The organism is Pseudoalteromonas sp. MMG007 (assembly GCF_018100985.1).
Lineage (GTDB): Bacteria > Pseudomonadota > Gammaproteobacteria > Enterobacterales > Alteromonadaceae > Pseudoalteromonas.
This window is the reverse complement of sequence record NZ_JAGJEI010000014.1, coordinates 81,285-97,407: the sequence shown is the minus strand read 5'-3', so window position 1 is coordinate 97,407 and position 16,123 is coordinate 81,285. Positions and strand designations below refer to the sequence as shown.

Annotated in this window: 15 protein-coding genes and 1 pseudogene; 8 read left to right on the top strand and 8 right to left on the bottom strand. The window is 39.9% G+C overall.

Annotated elements, in window-relative coordinates; genetic code table 11:
• Window positions 1–83 precede the first annotated feature (83 nt).
• From J8L71_RS15200 to J8L71_RS15170, 7 genes are all read right to left on the bottom strand, one after another.
• Window positions 84–2,615, bottom strand: a complete 2,532-nt coding sequence (locus J8L71_RS15200) for a TonB-dependent receptor (RefSeq protein WP_211001296.1) — start codon at window positions 2,613–2,615, stop codon at window positions 84–86.
• Between the two features lie 639 nt (window positions 2,616–3,254).
• Complete coding sequence (locus J8L71_RS15195; RefSeq protein WP_211001277.1) at window positions 3,255–4,100, bottom strand: DUF4198 domain-containing protein; 846 nt, start codon at window positions 4,098–4,100, stop codon at window positions 3,255–3,257.
• A gap of 34 nt (window positions 4,101–4,134) precedes the next feature.
• Complete coding sequence (locus J8L71_RS15190; RefSeq protein ID WP_211001276.1) at window positions 4,135–4,644, bottom strand: DUF2271 domain-containing protein; 510 nt, start codon at window positions 4,642–4,644, stop codon at window positions 4,135–4,137.
• Window positions 4,644–5,276, bottom strand: coding sequence for a PepSY-associated TM helix domain-containing protein (locus tag J8L71_RS15185; RefSeq protein ID WP_211001275.1), 633 nt, complete (start codon window positions 5,274–5,276; stop codon window positions 4,644–4,646). The genes J8L71_RS15190 and J8L71_RS15185 overlap by 1 nt, the downstream gene beginning before the upstream one ends.
• 124 nt (window positions 5,277–5,400) lie before the next feature.
• Window positions 5,401–5,799 (bottom strand): YbaN family protein, encoded by a 399-nt coding sequence (locus tag J8L71_RS15180; protein WP_211001274.1) that lies wholly within the window; start codon window positions 5,797–5,799, stop codon window positions 5,401–5,403.
• Window positions 5,800–5,926: 127 nt separating this feature from the next.
• Window positions 5,927–7,249 (bottom strand): FlxA-like family protein, encoded by a 1,323-nt coding sequence (locus J8L71_RS15175; protein WP_211001273.1) that lies wholly within the window; start codon window positions 7,247–7,249, stop codon window positions 5,927–5,929.
• A 100-nt stretch (window positions 7,250–7,349) separates the two neighbouring features.
• The gene (locus tag J8L71_RS15170; RefSeq protein WP_211001272.1) at window positions 7,350–7,832 is read right to left on the bottom strand and encodes a MarR family transcriptional regulator; all 483 of its coding nucleotides are present in this window, start codon (window positions 7,830–7,832) and stop codon (window positions 7,350–7,352) included.
• Window positions 7,833–8,259: 427 nt separating this feature from the next.
• Between J8L71_RS15170 and J8L71_RS15165 the strand changes: the two genes are divergently transcribed.
• The 6 genes and pseudogenes from J8L71_RS15165 to J8L71_RS15140 all read left to right on the top strand — a co-directional run bounded on the left by J8L71_RS15165 (window position 8,260) and on the right by J8L71_RS15140 (window position 12,555).
• Window positions 8,260–9,114: a D-hexose-6-phosphate mutarotase gene (locus J8L71_RS15165; protein ID WP_211001271.1), complete on the top strand. Its 855-nt coding sequence runs from the start codon at window positions 8,260–8,262 to the stop codon at window positions 9,112–9,114.
• A 30-nt stretch (window positions 9,115–9,144) separates the two neighbouring features.
• Window positions 9,145–9,678: a PH domain-containing protein gene (locus J8L71_RS15160; RefSeq protein WP_211001270.1), complete on the top strand. Its 534-nt coding sequence runs from the start codon at window positions 9,145–9,147 to the stop codon at window positions 9,676–9,678.
• Complete coding sequence (locus J8L71_RS15155) at window positions 9,671–11,218, top strand: PH domain-containing protein (RefSeq protein ID WP_211001269.1); 1,548 nt, start codon at window positions 9,671–9,673, stop codon at window positions 11,216–11,218. Before J8L71_RS15160 ends, J8L71_RS15155 begins: the two co-directional genes overlap by 8 nt.
• A 121-nt stretch (window positions 11,219–11,339) precedes the next feature.
• A complete protein-coding gene (locus J8L71_RS15150) occupies window positions 11,340–11,591 on the top strand; it encodes a hypothetical protein (RefSeq protein ID WP_211001268.1) in 252 nt (83 codons plus the stop codon).
• Window positions 11,563–11,778 (top strand): annotated as a pseudogene (locus J8L71_RS15145) (hypothetical protein); the annotation flags it as partial. The gene J8L71_RS15150 and the pseudogene J8L71_RS15145, both read left to right, overlap by 29 nt.
• 57 nt (window positions 11,779–11,835) lie before the next feature.
• Entirely contained in the window at window positions 11,836–12,555 is a 720-nt protein-coding gene (locus tag J8L71_RS15140; RefSeq protein WP_211001267.1) for a DUF6445 family protein, read from the top strand.
• Between the two features lie 657 nt (window positions 12,556–13,212).
• On the opposite strand, the gene J8L71_RS15135 is transcribed toward J8L71_RS15140, so the two are convergent.
• Entirely contained in the window at window positions 13,213–14,346 is a 1,134-nt protein-coding gene (locus tag J8L71_RS15135) for a PepSY-associated TM helix domain-containing protein (RefSeq protein WP_211001266.1), read from the bottom strand.
• A 288-nt stretch (window positions 14,347–14,634) separates the two neighbouring features.
• On the opposite strand from J8L71_RS15135, the gene J8L71_RS15130 reads away from it, so the two are divergent.
• Together J8L71_RS15130 and J8L71_RS15125 are read left to right on the top strand one after the other, a co-directional pair.
• Window positions 14,635–15,249: a PQ-loop repeat-containing protein gene (locus J8L71_RS15130; RefSeq protein ID WP_211001265.1), complete on the top strand. Its 615-nt coding sequence runs from the start codon at window positions 14,635–14,637 to the stop codon at window positions 15,247–15,249.
• 78 nt (window positions 15,250–15,327) lie between these two features.
• A complete protein-coding gene (locus J8L71_RS15125; RefSeq protein ID WP_211001264.1) occupies window positions 15,328–16,116 on the top strand; it encodes a PhzF family phenazine biosynthesis protein in 789 nt (262 codons plus the stop codon).
• Window positions 16,117–16,123 lie beyond the last annotated feature (7 nt).

The window sequence follows — 16,123 nt, the reverse complement described above, 5'->3', positions numbered from 1 at the left end:
CTAATAAGTGGTTAAAAACACTAAAAGTTAGCAAAAAGGATGCACATGGCATCCTTTTTAAGTGTTTGCTTTTAGGTTATTTATTAAAAGCTGTAAGTAATATTACCGTACAAGAAACGCCCGTCTAGTCCGTAAGGTGCATAGGGGCTGTATGGGAATATTTGGCCAAAATCAGAGTAGCCAATGTTATCTACCGTTGCTTGCGGGTACTGATCGAACAAGTTGTTTGCACCTACTGCAAATTTCCATGTTGCGTCTGGACGGTAGGCCACTTCTAGGTCGGTGATCCATTTAGGATCTAGGTATTCGTCGCCCGCTGCGGTGGTTGAAATATCAGCCACTTCACCGTAGCGCGTTGCGCGCAGGGTAGTTTGCCATTCGTTAAAGTTCCACACTGCCGATAAGTTCCATTTGCTATCTGGTGTGCCTTCTTCAAAGCGGCCTACTTCACGACGTGCAAATACTACGTAGTCGTCGCCTAGTGAGTTTAGCTCGCTTGGGTTGTCGTTTACGTGCGTTACTTCGGTGTCGTTAAAGTTAGCTGCTACGTTTAAACGTAAATCACCTAAGTTGTCTAAATCTAGGTTGTAGGTAGCAACAATATCAACACCTTGCGTGCGTGAGTCAATTGCGTTAGTAAAGTAACGTACGCTTTCTGTATTTAGCTCGCCGGCATTTTGTAGTATTTCTACTACGGCATCGCCTTCTAGGTTTTCAGACAATACAATACGGTCATCAATATCAATGCGGTACGCATCAACAGTTAAGCTAAAGCTGCCTTGGGTGTAAATAAAGCCCGCTGTTAGGTTTACCGATTCCTCTGCGTCAAGTGGTTGTGCGCCTAGTGCTTGTGCAGCGGCTGAATCGGTTGGGAATAAACCTACTTCAAATGGTTCGTTGTTTTCAAGCACAGTTGAGATTTGCTGGTACGAGCTTTGTGCAAGCGATGGCGCACGGAAACCTGTGCTAATTGCACCGCGTAGTGATAGGTTTTCGGTAATGCTGTAACGCGAGGCAAGCTTAGAGGTAAACGTATCACCAAAGTCGGTGTAGTCTTCGTAACGTCCGGCTAAAACTACGTTCCAATCTTCTGTTAGGTAAGTATCAAACTCTACAAATAAAGCGACATTATGGCGGCTTCTATCAGTAACGCTTTGCGGGCTAAAACCTGCAAGTACTTGCGCGCCACCGGCTGCGATTGGGTTGCCATCGCTATCAAGGGCTGTAATGTAAGAGGCTTCTTCGCCTTGCTCTATTTTATAGCTTTCATGGCGGTACTCTGTACCTACCGTGAAAAATACGTCATCTGGTAAGCCTAAATCTAGCGTGGTATTGGCTGTGGCGTTAACTAAAAGCTGATCGTAAACCAGTGCACCGTTGTCAAATTCGGTTGGGCTGTCTGCACCTAATGATGTATTAATACTGTTTACAACACCAAAACCAAAGTCGTTACGGCCGTAGTTGGTACTTACATCCCATGTCCACTCACCAGTTTCGCCTTTTAGGCCAAGTGCTAATGAGTAATCTTGGACGTCGGTTTCAATTTGCGGTAAAAAGCCGTCTGGGTAAACTTCTAATACGTTGCGGCTGTCTTGTGCGCGGCGGTAAAAACCACCTGAATTACCTTCGCGTTTTGAGTAGCTACCAAATGAGTAAAGGTTATAGCCGTTATCTAAATCGTAACCCATGTTGTAAAACAAGGCGTAGTCTTCAAGGTCTGCTTTACCAAAGCGATGATTGTAACGGTCGAAGGTAAATTCGCGCGGGTCTAAGCTGCCATCTTCTAGGCGGTCGTATTGTTCGCGCGGGTCAAAACCTGAGCGCTGTGTTGAGTCGTTATCGCGATACTCAATAGAGACGTTTACAAAGCCGCTATCTGCTAATGCAAAGCCAGAGTTTGCGCTAATAGTGCGAGTTGCGCCGTCGTTTACTTCACGGTCTGCTCCGGTATTAAATGCAAGGTTACCATTTGCGTCGGCGTAAGTGCTTTCTAGGTTAGGTACACCTGCCATTTGGGTGTCGTATTCGCCGTAGGTTACGCTTACGCTGCCGCCTTCGGTGGCATCTTTAAGTACAATGTTAATTACACCGGCAATTGCATCAGAACCATATTGCGCTGCTGCGCCATCACGTAATACTTCTACACGTTTAATGGCTGATGTTGGGATCATGTTTAAATCAACCGCCGTAGAGCCACGACCAACTGTACCACCTAAGTTTAATAAGGCGCCTGAGTGGCGGCGTTTACCATTGATAAGTACTAAGGTGTGATCGGGTGCTAAACCACGTAAAACAGCAGGTTTTGCGTGGTCGGTACCATCTGCAAGTGTTGCACTTGGGTAGTTAAAACTAGGTACTTGGTTTGCAAGTACTTGGCTTATCTCTAGCTGACCGGTGCTTTGCATATCACCGCTGGTAATAATATCTACAGGTACTGAGCTTTCGGCAATACTGCGTAAGCTACGGCGAGTACCTGTTACTGAAATCACTTCAATGCTTTTTTCGGCTTGAACATCTTGTTCTGCAGCAAATACAGAAGAATAGGGTGCACTAAGTGCAGAAGAAATGGCCAGGCTAAGTGCTACTTTTTTGGCTGATAATGGCTTTAACATGATGTTGATTCCCTTGAGGGCTGCTGACTATTGATTTTAAAAAGGAGCGCATAATATAAAAGGCGCTACCTGTGTGCAAAGATAAAAACTGTCTAAGATATGCTAACTTGTTAACACATGAGGTCACTGTTTACGTGTGTTAAAGGCGTTTCGATCGCTGCAGTTGCAATCTTGTGTCGAATGGTTACGAATTCAAGGTAATTGTGATGAAAAGTTAGGGATAAGTAAAAAGGCCAAGTTAGGGCGTGTTGCACCTTGCGGATTGAAATTTGTTCAATCTAGAGGCGATTAAATCGCGGCGCGAGGTTTGTAACCTAGTGGGCTCGGTAACTGCTCCTGCGTTACCCTACTGGCTTACATCCATGTAAGAATAAGTAAAAATCGAGTAAAGTTTCCGCGTCCTGCTCACGCCCCTTACCTACATCCATGTAGGCAACAAAGAGTTTATCGCCCCTAGGCAGAACCCGAAGGGCAGCGCATGTTTGGCATTTATGCTGCGTTATCGCCTATTTATGTGGAATAACCACACTTCATAGGCTCTGCCTTGCCTAAAAACCAAACATACTGCTGCAAATTCAACCATCAAGGTACAACACGCCCTGAAAGCTTGGCCCTTATTTATTTTATAAATTACGCAAAAAATTATTCAGGCGCTACTTCAAGTGTTGTAAATAATGCATAACGACCTGAATCTACGCCTGCTTCATTAACGTCCACATCTGATGATGTTTCAATTAGGTATAAGCCAGGCTCTTGCCATGTTGCTGTGAAAAAGCCGCCTTTGTCGGTGGTTACTTTTACTTCGCCACGTTCATTACGGTAGCGTGTGTCGCCTTTTAAAATACTTACTTCAATACCAGAGCCTGCAGGCTTACCATCTTGTAAAAGCTGAAATTTAGCGCTCTCACCCACAAATAAGTCATTTGGGTGTGTAGGGCCGCTTAGTTCTAATCCTTTACCAAGTAATGCTGGTTTTGATGTGCCGTTACGACTAACAAAGGTATCGACTGTTGAAATCATTTTGGTTGTTTTAATTTGAGTTGCATCGCTTGGTAGTTTTGCTTCTGACTTTTTACCAAATACACGTTTACGTTTGCCTTGTGCGTCTTTGTAAAAGGTCATGTAGCGAGGCGTTTGTGTCATTGCAATGTGATAAGTGCCTTCTTCGCTAAGGCTCACTGCTGCTGAGCTTTTACGCTTTAGGTAATAAGCACGAATGGTGTCGCTTACTGGTTCGCCATTAGGTGCAAGCGCCATTAATAAGTTGTCGTCGTACTCTGCACCTTTCTCTTTTGGTTTAAAGGCTTTGTCTGGTGCAAAAATTTCGTTAGAGATGCTGGCATCAATCATAACGTAATGTGCTTTGTCACCAGATAACGATGTGTGCGAAGGGTGTAACCAACGACCATGTGCACTTGCCGATGTAGACACAAGCGCTGATAAACTAAGTGCGCCGATTAATGCAGTTTTCAATAAATTAATTTTCATTGTATTTCCTTAAATTCAAATAATTAAATAGCAGCTACTTAGTGCTTACTGTGACGAAACTTGTCGAGAATTCTTTTTTACCTTCAATTGTTACTTTGCCTGCTTTTGTTAAATCAAGCTCAACGCGGCTGTAATCACGGCCACCTTCTTCACGAACTACTTCAATATTTAAAAGGTATTTACCCGGTGCGACGGCGTTGCCCTCTAAATCTTTGCCATTCCAATCAATTGTATAAGTACCAGCGCGTTTTGTAGCGCCGCTAATGCCGTCAAAGTTAATGTCGGTTTTACCCGCTTTACGCCACCATTGGCGTAGGTCTTTAAACCATTCTGCTTTTTGTACCCATAGCGCAAGCGTTGTTACGTGTTTGCGCTCTGGGGTTTCTAGCCATATAGCTACGTACGGGCGATGATACGGCTGTACGTCAAGGTCGGTTTGGGTAAATTCAATCTCTAACTGCGGCGTTTGTGCCTGCGCTGTTGTTTGAAATAAAGCGGCAACTAATAATAGGGCTGCGCTAAATACAGTACTTACTTTTAACATTAAGACACTCCTTTAATTTGTGGCACCCAGCATAAATAAATAACTACCGGCGTTGCGATGCCGAGAACAGTTATCCATACGCCGAGAAGTCGTTTTTTTCTATTTTGAAATAAAATAATCATGCCGGTGATGGCAAAAATAATCATTAATACTGCTGATATATCAATTACCCAGCTCCAAACTTCACCAGTGTAGCGACCTTTGTGTAAGTCGCCAATAAGGCTTAAAAAGCCCCCGGTTTGATAATCTAGGTTTAACTCGCCAGTTGTAAAATCAAGTTCTGCGTAGGCAAAACCTGCTGGCAGCGGGTAGTCAATCATCACTAGTGCGTCTTCTTTTTCCCACTCAATGCTTTTTACTTTGGTTAAAGAGTATTGCTTGGCAAGAAAGGCTTCTATTTCTGGGTAAAGTGTTGGCAGTGTATCTAGTTGCGCATTAGCTTTAGTGACTAACTCTGCTGGAATAGCCGCAGTTACTTGACCATTATTTTTATCGTTTTTAAGCCAGTCGACATGGTTAAGCACAATGCCACTTACGCAAAACAAAATGAGCAAAAAGAATAAAGCTGTAGAGATATAAATGTGTAGTGTGCGACTAGTGCTATACAAAGTACGCTTGTTTATAAACGCCATAAAAACAGTAATTAAGTTAATTTTACAACATGATAATGATTTGCATTAACCATTACAAACTTACTTACTTAACTTTACGTTAAAAATTTATAAACACAGTTTATACGGCAAATTTAAATGGTAATTAATGAGCTTTTGGTGGGTGAGAAGGTCTTAAAATTAGATAGATCATGACTGATATTTCTATTGCGGCGACTAAATACACAACCCAAATTGGAGCCCCGGAATAAAGTAAAAATATAAATCCGACAGTCATACCAATACCCGCGTAACATTTTGCCTTTACAGGCACTACTTTATAGGCTTGCCATTGTTGTAGAGTAACGCCGTAGCGAGGGTGGGTTAATAGCCATTGTTCAAGCGCGGGGGATGAGCGCGTAAAACACGTAAGGGCTAAAATAAAAAAGATGGTGGTAGGCATCACTGGCAATAAAATACCAATAATGCCAAGGGCTACTAACAACAACCCAAGTGCTTTAAGCCATAAGTTTTTATAACAAATAAATACTGATTTTATATTCACTTAGGCTCTTTGAGTTATGGCTGATACTTTGGATTGTAGGCCAAATAACTATAAAACCGAAGTCTAAAACCAATAAAAAAGGACAAACTAAGTTTGCCCTTTTAAAATACTAAACATGTTTAATTGTTTAGAAGTAGTAACCTACATTGATGTTAAAGCGACGCTCTGTGTCGCCATCACCAATAATTGTGCCGCCGATAAATGGCTGGTTACGTGCTTGAATGAAGTCTAAGTAGGTAAACAATGGGCCAGCCGATACGCTCATACCGGTAACGTTCATCCATGTATCTGCACTGTCGTCAGATTTGTCGTAGATGATGCCGTAATCATTATAAAATTGAACACCTGATACAGGGCCCCAATCAAGCGATAGGTCGTAAGCTACGTTAAAGTTAGTCATTGTTGCTTCGCTTGATACGGTGTCGTAGTAATCAAACGCACCTACAACAAAGCGGTTGCTGTTGTCATCTAGGTCGTAGTCGTACTCACCGTGCTGAAATTGAACATTCCAGTTGTTAATTTGGCTATTTACGTGGAATGCCCAAGCACTGTAGTTACCTGCGCGGTCGTTTCCATCGTGTAGGCCACCACTTAATAGTGATACACCAACATCAGTTTTTGCGTTTTCGCTGTGCTCAATTTGATATACCGTACGCGCTGCAAACGTGTTGTATTCACCAAGGCGTGAACCTGGCGCATCGTACGTGCCTTCAGTTGTTGCACGGCTACCAACTATATCAAAAGAGTAACGCTCGTTAACTTCTGAACTGCCATCAACGCCACCGACTTCATCATTTTTGAAAAAGCCTAGGTCTAGTTTCCAGTTGTCTTTAAGTTTACGGTTTACTGTTACACCTAAATCAAAGTCGTCTTCTAGGCCAACATAGTAGTTAGTGCTAAAAAAGTAGCTGTGTGAATTATAAGGGCCGTTACCAAACGGAACTGGAGCAATACCTGCTTGTGCTTCCCAACCATCTGTAAATTCATAACCTAAGTAGGCATATTTCACCACGGTCATGTAGTCGTAAAAACGAAAATCACCATTTACAGAAATATCGCTTATTTCGCCTGATAAGTTGATGCGAAATACTTCAAAATCTAAATCGCCACTGCGGTCTTGTGTGTCTTCATCGTACGAGTTAGTGCTGTAGTTAAAACGTACTGCGCCGCCAACCTTAACACCTTCGTCTTTTTTCTCAGATTCTGCGGCTGCTACAACAACCTCTTTTTGATCTGCTTTTTTACTAATTTGTGCAACTTCTTGCGCGTGTTGCTCATTAATTTTTTGCTGTTTAGTTTTTTCGTCAGCTAGCTTGTTTTCAAGCTGCTGCATTTGCTGCTTAAGCAGTTTAAGCTGTGTTTGAAGTGCGTCTAGATCTTCTGCTGCATAAGAAGTGCTTGTAACACCACCTAAAATTAGTGCTAGTGTTAATTTTGAGAGTTTAGTCATAATTGCCGCTCAGATTTTGATTAAAAAATAAAAAATTCAAGACGTCGAAAAACGCCTTACGTTTAGAGTAAGTACTAAATTATTGTATTTTTTTTATTGTTTATTCTTTAGGAGCTTGAGTAAGTGCACCGACTTCTAGAAGGGGTGATGCATCTAATTTATCTGCATCCATCATAGCAGCAACTCGCTGCATTGATGAGAGTAAAAGACTCTGTTCCCACTCAGCTAACGCAGAAAACTTTTCAATAAAGTGTTCTTGCAATGGCTGAGGTGCTTTTTCAAGTAACTCTTTTCCTTGCTCGGTGAGGTATAAGCTCACTCGGCGTTTATCCATTTGACTGCGTACGCGTGTTACTAAGTTTCTGCTTTCTATTCTGTCGAGAATATTGGTGACCGTTGCCGGGCTTAAATTTACATTTTGAGCAACACGGCTCGCCGTAATTCCATCGGTTTGGGAAACTTCTTGCATTATAAGCAATTGAGGCCCGGTTAAACCTGAAGTTTTATTTAGTTGCTTAGAATGTAAATCAATCGCGCGGATTACTTTACGTAAAGAAACCAATAACTCGTCATATCTTTGCATTTGCTTATCTCGTCGATGGGGCGGTGGTATGCCGTAATCGCGAAATGTTACACATCAAATAAATTGAATTCAAATAATAAATTGCACTTTAGGCTGCTTTTATTGGTTTTTAATAGTTAGAGCAGTAACTAATGTACAACTGTGTTGTTTAAATTTTATGAAATATTCTTTGCATCTTGTATGCATTAAGTTGCGCACATTACGTATGTTGCGAATAATTGGCAAGCCTTATTATATAGACTTTAGTATTATTCATTTACAGCTGTTAGTACGAAGTAATTGTTTGTAAGTTAGCTGTGTATGTATTAATCGGCAATGAACAAATTCAGCAATCAGTATTTAATGCGTATAGCGTATACTTTGAGTATGCATTATTGTTTGTGTGTATATGTTAAAAATCTTTAGTATCAATATTATAGGGGAAAATATGAAATTATCGCCATCGGTTAGCATTGAACAAAGCAATACAGGCCTTGAGTTTATAAAAATAGCTAGCGAAAACTGTGATGCAAAGATATTTTTGCAAGGCGGGCAAATTACCGAGTTTATCCCTAAAAATAAAAAGCCACTTATTTGGGTTTCACAAAATGAAACCTATCAAGAAGGCGCAAGTATTAGAGGCGGTATTCCAATTTGTTGGCCTTGGTTTGGAACACATAAAAATGATGGTTGGCCTGCTCATGGCATCGCGCGAACTAGCTTATGGCAAGCCGACGAAGTACATGAAGATGATGAGCAAATTACTATTAGCCTAAAGCTACCAATGAAATGGGTAAATACGACATATTGGCCGCACCAATCATCGTTAGCTGTTGAATTTATTTTAACGGATAAACTGCAAGTGCGTTTAACTACAACTAATTTAAGTACTGCTGCATTTAATTATACTCAAGCACTGCATACCTACTTTCCTACATCAGATATTAAAGAGACCGTTGTTGATGGCCTGCAAGGCTCGCAATATATTGAATTTGGCGAAGGGCCTTTTGCACAAAACGAGCAGGTTAGCTTTGCACGTGAAACCGACATGGTTTACACCGAGGCGGGTAGCTCTCAAAATATACACACCCCAGAAGGTGTTATTAATGTGAGCCGAGAAAACTCAAGCTCGTGTGTGCTGTGGAACCCTTGGATCGAAAAATCAAAACGCTTATCTAATTTTGCTGATGATGAATATTTAACTATGGTGTGTTTAGAGGCTGCTAATGTACTTGAAGATGAGATAACACTTGAGCCAAAACAAAGCCACACATTAGTAACGACTATTGGCTGGGCAGATTAATTTAATAAATAAACTCGATAGGAAGCGATTGTGTTTAAAAATCAACAAATAATGGATTTACCAACGCATAGCGCCATTAGCTTTATGCCTTTAGCTGATAAGGCGTTACTGCATAAGCAGCTAAATTGGCTTGCGTTTTATATCCCGCTAATTGGTGTGCTTATAGCCCTTTGTTATTTTAATGAAGCGTTTGCCAATAATGCGCAAACACATTTATTGATTGGCATGCCCATTTTGATTGCAGTCTCTATGTTATACAACATGGTTAATATTAGGCTGCAAGGCTTTGCTGTGAGAGAACACGATGTTGCCTTTAAAAAAGGGGTGATTTGGCGCCAAGTAACTATTTTGCCATTAGCGCGTGTACAGCATATGGAAATCCATCAAGGGCCTATAGAGCGCAAGCTTGACCTTGCGAGTATAAAATTATTTAGTGCAGGAGGCGTTAGTGCCGATTTACAAATAGGTGGCTTAACGCATGCTGATTGTAAAAATATGCGCCAGTTTGTGCAAAACTACCGCCAAGAAGATACAAACTCTCGAGCTGAGTTTATTAATGAGTAACACAATTAATGAGGAGCAAAAAAGCTCTCTTCACTGGCAAAAAGTGTCGCCTTGGGCACTATTATATTTTGTGGTGTATTTTAGTGTGCGCTTTGTAAAAGATGGCCTTTTAAACTTGTTGCCTATGCTTGTGGTGTTTGTAACACAGGTGGAAAATAAATTATTTTGGGCACAGGTGGCCGGTGGCGCTGCATTTATTTCGTTGCTAGTTTATTCATTTTTATACTATTTGAATTTTAGGTTTTGTATAAGCGATGATCACGAAATACTGCTTAACAAAGGCGTATTTAAAAAAGAGCGACTAACGCTAAAATTTGGTCGCGTACAAAATGTAAATATTGCCGAGCCATTTTATTTTACCCCTGTAAGCTTGGTTAATTGTATTTTTGATGCCGCAGGTAGTGTGTCGCAAGAAGTTGTTTTACCCGGCGTCACTAAAGACTACGCGCAGCAAATGCGTAAGCAAATTTTTGCATTTAAGGCGCTACAGCAAAATGAAGATGAGCAACCAGCGCTAAGCGAAGCCGACTTAGCTGAAAACAGCCTACGTATTAGTAATAAAGAAATAGCCAAGTTTGGTTTAATGTCGAACATGGCTATTTTAGCGATTGCAGCACTTGCACCGTTTATAAATGTGTTTATTGATTTTTTAGAGCAAAAAATAATTTATAAAGTTGAAGGGTTTTATCAGCAAGAACTTGGCATGCTAGCAAACGCAGCCACTTTTGCGATGATTACTCTAATTGTAATGCTTGTTTTAATGGCCGTTTTGCTCTCTGTGACCATGTCGCTTATTCGTTTTTATAACTTTGAGCTTTATTTTAAGGGCCAAAAATTTAAACGTATTGCTGGCTTGTTAGAGCGCCATCAGCTTTCTATGAGCATGGATAAGGTGCAATCTATTGTTATAAAGCAAAACCTAATGGGGCGGTTACTAAAGCGATTTACCGTTGAGTGCTTGCAAACAAGTAGCGGAGGAATAGCTGCTGGGGTGGCTGCTAAAAAAAATAAACAAACCTTAGTATTGCCAGTATTAAATAGCGAACAAGTAGATAGCGTGTGCCAATGGATTTACCCTTGGTTTAATAGTAAAAAACTGCTTTTTAAACAAGCCGAACGTGCCTTACTTTATAAAAACCTTGGTTTTTATGCTGTGCTACCGAGTGTTGTAGTGCTTTTAGTATGTTATTTAGGTGAATTTAATTACTGGCTAAGCTTAGGCGCATTCGTTATTTTTACTGGGTTGGTAAGCTTATCGTATCAGCGCTATGGTTATTATTTACATGAAGATAATGGCCGTTTTTATATGGTTGTACGAAGAGGAATGATAGGCGTGCATTATCGTGTATTTGAGCTTTATAAAGCACAAAGCGCACGCAGTATAAGTACATATTTAATGCGCCGTGCGGGGCTTGAAAGCCTGTATATACAACTTGCGTCAGGCCAGGCGTTTATGCCGTATATAAAAAAGCAAGACGCTGACTTTATTATAGATTTTACTCTTTATCAGGCTGAGTCAAGCAACCGTAGCTGGATGTAAACCCCTCTAATAAAACATGTGCAAACGCATATTTGCACATGTTTTATTACACTTTTTACTGCTCCTGAAAGACATTTAATAATACCCTAGATAGTATTAAGGAATTATTTTAGGGACGCTCATGAAAAAAACACTTATCGCATCGGCTTTATTACTAGCAACACCTACCTTTGCCGCAGATTGGCAAACTATTCATACCGAACACTTTGATGTGCACTTTAGTAAAGAGCATGTCGATTTTGCTAAATCAACTGCAACAGAGCTTGAAATAGTACGCACCAAAGTGCTTGAGCAGCAAAACCGAGCACTTGATAAAACCGTTGGTGTAGTAGTGTTTGATCTTAAAAGAAGGTATACCATGGGTTTACTATAAGCAACATCAACTCGATTATGTTGTATATGCACAAAGTTACGGCTTAAAGTACCAAGGTGATTTTAGTTTTGGAATGGGTCCTGCAGGTGTAAACGATTTAACATTTAATATAGGGCTATCGCGAGTAGAAGGCGATAGTTTTGAAGATGAAATGCGAGCGTGGCTAAGCTTTTATTATTCGCTTTAAACGTCTATAAGGTAAATGTTATATTATTTGTTATTCTAATAAAAAAGTATTCTTGCCATGTCATTTAAACATTTGAAAGTATCCGAAGGTGTCGCTCTACCAAGTGTTCCTCCAAATTCGCCAGGGTTGAGATATGAAAAGCCTGAACTTGGTAGTAACTACTGGGTTGCTGATGATTTTTTTAAACATGAAGAAGCAATGGCTATTCGTTCTTCATGTTTAGAAAAGGAAGTGTGGAAATATGGGAAACCATATACTAAAGAGCTTTGGCCTGGAATGCGAACACCAAATGCTTTAAATCATAAACAGCTTAAAAAAATAGAGAAATACGTTAAGTCAGTTGTAAAAAAAAATAAGCTTTGGGTTGCTGACTCCAATAAAGTGGTAGTTGATACCAACACTGCAATTTTGGTTGGAGCTGAAGAAGGATCTTCTAGACCCCACGTAGATAACCGTTATTTATGTAGGTACGCAGCTGTTTTATATTTAAATCCCAACCCAATAGCCTCAGCGGGCACATCTTTTTATCGTTTAAAGTATGCAAATGAGGCCGCAGGAGGGAATATTGTAGATCCACCATTTGCAAATCTTGTTGATGCTCTAAATGTAACTAGTCTTCCATATAGTGCATGGTATAAAGATATAGACATTGAGAACCGGTTTAATCGTTTAATTGTATTTAAAGGTAATATTGTTCACAGTGCATCAGAGTACTTTGGAAGTGATTTAGACTCAAAGAGACTCGCAATTACTTTTTTTTGGATGTGCGAGGATTGAGGGTTGCATTATTTTACTTAGGTCCGTATATAATTTTACCGGTTACTATAAAACTTAGAAGCTAAATCGTTGTAATCAGCACGACTTGAATAAAAACTGCGGCGAGTCGGAAAGTACTCAATTCATGTGTCGGCTCGAAAAAGCTCAATAATATTATCTTTTTTCTACCCTCGGGGTGTAGGCTTTTGTTCCAAAGTGGCTTGCAACATAAATAACATAATTCTTTTTTGCATATATGGGCTTGCTTCTAATCCAAGGGTTTGTGCGTAGCTTTGGGTTAAAATGGCAAAACTAATACAGTTACCTTGGGAAAGCGCTATAAGTGTATCTCCATGATATGTAAAGTTAGATAGCTCTTAAGATAGTCATACCCAATATGGCCTTTACGGGTTTGAGTTTCTCGGTGTTCTTTTACATAAGCTAAAAATTTTTCTTTTTTATCACTAGCCAGTTCGACAAGACTTTGTTTAGAGGGGCATCGAGTTTGCTAAACAATGAATGATTAAATAGCTTGCAAGCCTTACCTATGCTCAAATAGCTGAGTTTCAGTTGTGTTACACTCAACTAAAATAAAAAAGTAATACTGACCGCTATTTCTTTAACTCATAAAGCCACCTCACTGTGATTTTTAATCATTACAATGAGATGAACTGTTAATCAAGCACTTACAGTGCGGTGCTTACTTAAGCGATTTTTTTGTGATTGCTTTTTACGTTTACGGCGGGTAAACCATAAGTAAAAACCTGTACCACCAAGCCACACTGGGCTTAAACCAATAACACACCACAGTATTTTACTAATTAAACCTGCAAAGTAACCAAAGTGAAGTTTTCTAAAGCTATCAATCACTTGCCAACCTACACCCACTTCGCGGATGTCCCAGTTTGCCATATGCTCGCCCGTTAGCTTGTTGTAAGTAACGGTGTTGGCATATTCACTCGCAAGCGGATTAGGGGTATCTACTTCACCAAATAACGTTATGTTTTCGTCAGGCTCAAGGGGCATCACTAAAAAAGTACCGTTAAAAGTGGGGATTTGTTTTTGGCTGTCATCAAGCACATGTTGAAAAGAGATTTCCTCATTGTATAAGTTTTTAGTTAATACAAAGTGCTCTTCTTCTGCATGCTCAATTACTTCGTGATACCACACAGCGCCGTTAAAGTAGCCACCAGTTATGGCTAAAATAATAATAATGGGTGAGCCAATCACGCCTGTCATTTTATGAATGTCGCTAAGTACTATTTGCAGTGTTGCACGCCAGCGCACACTAAATAAACGCTGCCAAAACTTACGATAAATAATAAGGCCGGTAATACCTAGTACCAAGAAAAACACGGCAAAAAAGAAGCCTAAAACAGTGCCGGTTTGCCCAGGTAAGCTTTTTAAGTCGTTAAGTAAAAAAGTATAATGTAAGTCTAAAAACCAGTCGGTAAAATAATGACTAGTGCCAACTGGCTCAGAAAGGATGTTTCCAGTGTATTGATCTAAATGAAATTTATACCAATCTTCCGTGCCGCGTTTTATTAAATAAACCCGATCAGCGGTATCATCGTTAAATATTTCCCAACTACCAACAACATACTCGGGGTAAGCCATTTGCGTTTTTTTAATGAGTGTATCTATTGGTAGGCGCTGGGTCTGTTCTTTAACCACAAAGTGACTATCGGGCATTAGCAAGCCGTCTATTTCACTTTTAAATACTAAAACGCTACCTGTAATACTAATTACAATTAGTGGTATGAGCGCTATAAGTGCAACCCAGCTGTGAATTTTAAATAGTGTTTTTCTCATAGTCGCTATAGTAATAAATTGTTAATGACTTGCGCATGATAACAATTATCAGTTTTATTTGGTAGTTATGCGTTCACTCCTTAAAAACTATATAGCTGTTAACTTAAGGCAACGCTTTTTGTATGCTCAAGTTGCCAGTACCAAATATAAAAACACGTTAATTAGTTGAGTAAATTTTATTCACCATTACAATGCCGCGCTCACATTAAAATGTTATTAAAAACAGATGCTTATTATATGTTTTTATTTAATGTTTTGTTAACAGTTACGTAACGGAAGAGGTGTGTTTTGGCGCATTATTTGCCTATCTTGTCAGCTTTTATTTTAGTTTTTAGTTTTTTACCGCTATTAAATAAAATAAGAAAAAACCGAAGTGTGTCTGGCTTATCATTACTAATGATGACCTTTGGTTTAGCGCAAAGCCTCTACTTTATAGCGTACAATATTTATTTTGAACGCTTTTATATAGCACTGCCATTTTTTGTGACAGGGGCGCTTAGCAGCTTAATTTTATACTTTTTTGCACGTTATAACGCAAAAAAAACAGAGCGAATGCAGCTCATCGCTATGCTTACCTTTTCATTGTTGCCTTTTGCATTACTGCTTAATCCTAATTTAGATACAGCGGCAGTTTTAAATGGTTTAACCTACGTGGGCTTGGTAATGAGCTCAGTACGTGTAATGCCACAAACTTATAAAACTCTTCGCAGCGGCAATATTAGCAATTTGAGTGCGCGTTATTTTAGTTTGCAATTTATAGCTGGTATTTGCGGCATAACAGTTGAGCTTTCTATGGCTGTGCCAAGTACATCACATGTATTAATGTTTATTATGCTATTGCTTACCAATGCTGTGCAATTTGCATGTATGCAGTATTATAAAATTCGCCCAGCAATGGCTTAACTTACTTATTAAAATAAACGTGATTAATGTATCCGTATATGGCAGTTTTATATTTTCTGACTATTATGGGTTTAAATTATGCAGTTAACTATTCATCAAATTGATGCATTTACGAGTGAGTTATTTAAAGGTAATTATGCTGCGGTGATCCCACTTGAGTCATGGTTAAGTGATGAGTTAATGCTTAACATTGGCGCTGAAAATAACGTATCCGAAACCGCTTTTACCTGCAGGCAAGATGATGGTAGTCACGCTATTCGTTGGTTTTCGCCTTTGATGGAAATAGACTTTTGTGGGCATGCAACTTTAGCGGCTGCGTATGTTTTATGTGAAGAGCATAATATATCGCAAGTGCGCTTTACTGCCGAAGCCGTTGGGGAGCTTATTGTAAATAAAAAAAGCGATGGTAGTTTTGCCATGACCTTTCCTAAGCAAGCACCCACAAAGGTTGATGATATACCTGATGCACTATTAAAAGGCTTGTCTATACAACCTATGCAAGTGCTCAAAAATCGCCAAGCTTACTTTGCTATTTATGACACTGCCCAGCAAATACATGAACTAACTACCAACTCAGCGCTTTTAAAAACGTTACATCCATTTGATGTTGTGATTAGTGCAAGCTGTGCTGAATACGACATTGTATCTCGCTATTTTTGGCCTGCAAGTGGTGGAGAGGAAGATTTTGTTACTGGGTCTATTCATACCGGGCTTGCTCCTTATTGGGCGCAGCAATTGGGCAAAAATACATTAAGTGCTTATCAAGCTTCAAGCCGCGGCGGACATATATACTGTGATGTAGGCGAACATACAGTCACCTTAACAGGGCGAGCTGTACGCTATATGCAAGGCACGATTTATTTGTAGCAAAGCG

Bases quoted from the DNA above. Each gene is read 5' to 3' on its own strand.
- J8L71_RS15175 (WP_211001273.1), bottom strand. From the start codon at position 7,249: ATGACTAAACTCTCAAAATTAACACTAGCACTAATTTTAGGTGGTGTT.
- J8L71_RS15190 (WP_211001276.1), bottom strand. From the start codon at position 4,644: ATGTTAAAAGTAAGTACTGTATTTAGCGCAGCCCTATTATTAGTTGCC.
- J8L71_RS15165 (WP_211001271.1), top strand. From the start codon at position 8,260: ATGAAATTATCGCCATCGGTTAGCATTGAACAAAGCAATACAGGCCTT.
- J8L71_RS15140 (WP_211001267.1), top strand. From the start codon at position 11,836: ATGTCATTTAAACATTTGAAAGTATCCGAAGGTGTCGCTCTACCAAGT.
- J8L71_RS15155 (WP_211001269.1), top strand. From the start codon at position 9,671: ATGAGTAACACAATTAATGAGGAGCAAAAAAGCTCTCTTCACTGGCAA.
- J8L71_RS15125 (WP_211001264.1), top strand. From the start codon at position 15,328: ATGCAGTTAACTATTCATCAAATTGATGCATTTACGAGTGAGTTATTT.
- J8L71_RS15170 (WP_211001272.1), bottom strand. From the start codon at position 7,832: ATGCAAAGATATGACGAGTTATTGGTTTCTTTACGTAAAGTAATCCGC.
- J8L71_RS15150 (WP_211001268.1), top strand. From the start codon at position 11,340: ATGAAAAAAACACTTATCGCATCGGCTTTATTACTAGCAACACCTACC.
- J8L71_RS15135 (WP_211001266.1), bottom strand. From the start codon at position 14,346: ATGAGAAAAACACTATTTAAAATTCACAGCTGGGTTGCACTTATAGCG.
- J8L71_RS15195 (WP_211001277.1), bottom strand. From the start codon at position 4,100: ATGAAAATTAATTTATTGAAAACTGCATTAATCGGCGCACTTAGTTTA.
- J8L71_RS15185 (WP_211001275.1), bottom strand. From the start codon at position 5,276: ATGGCGTTTATAAACAAGCGTACTTTGTATAGCACTAGTCGCACACTA.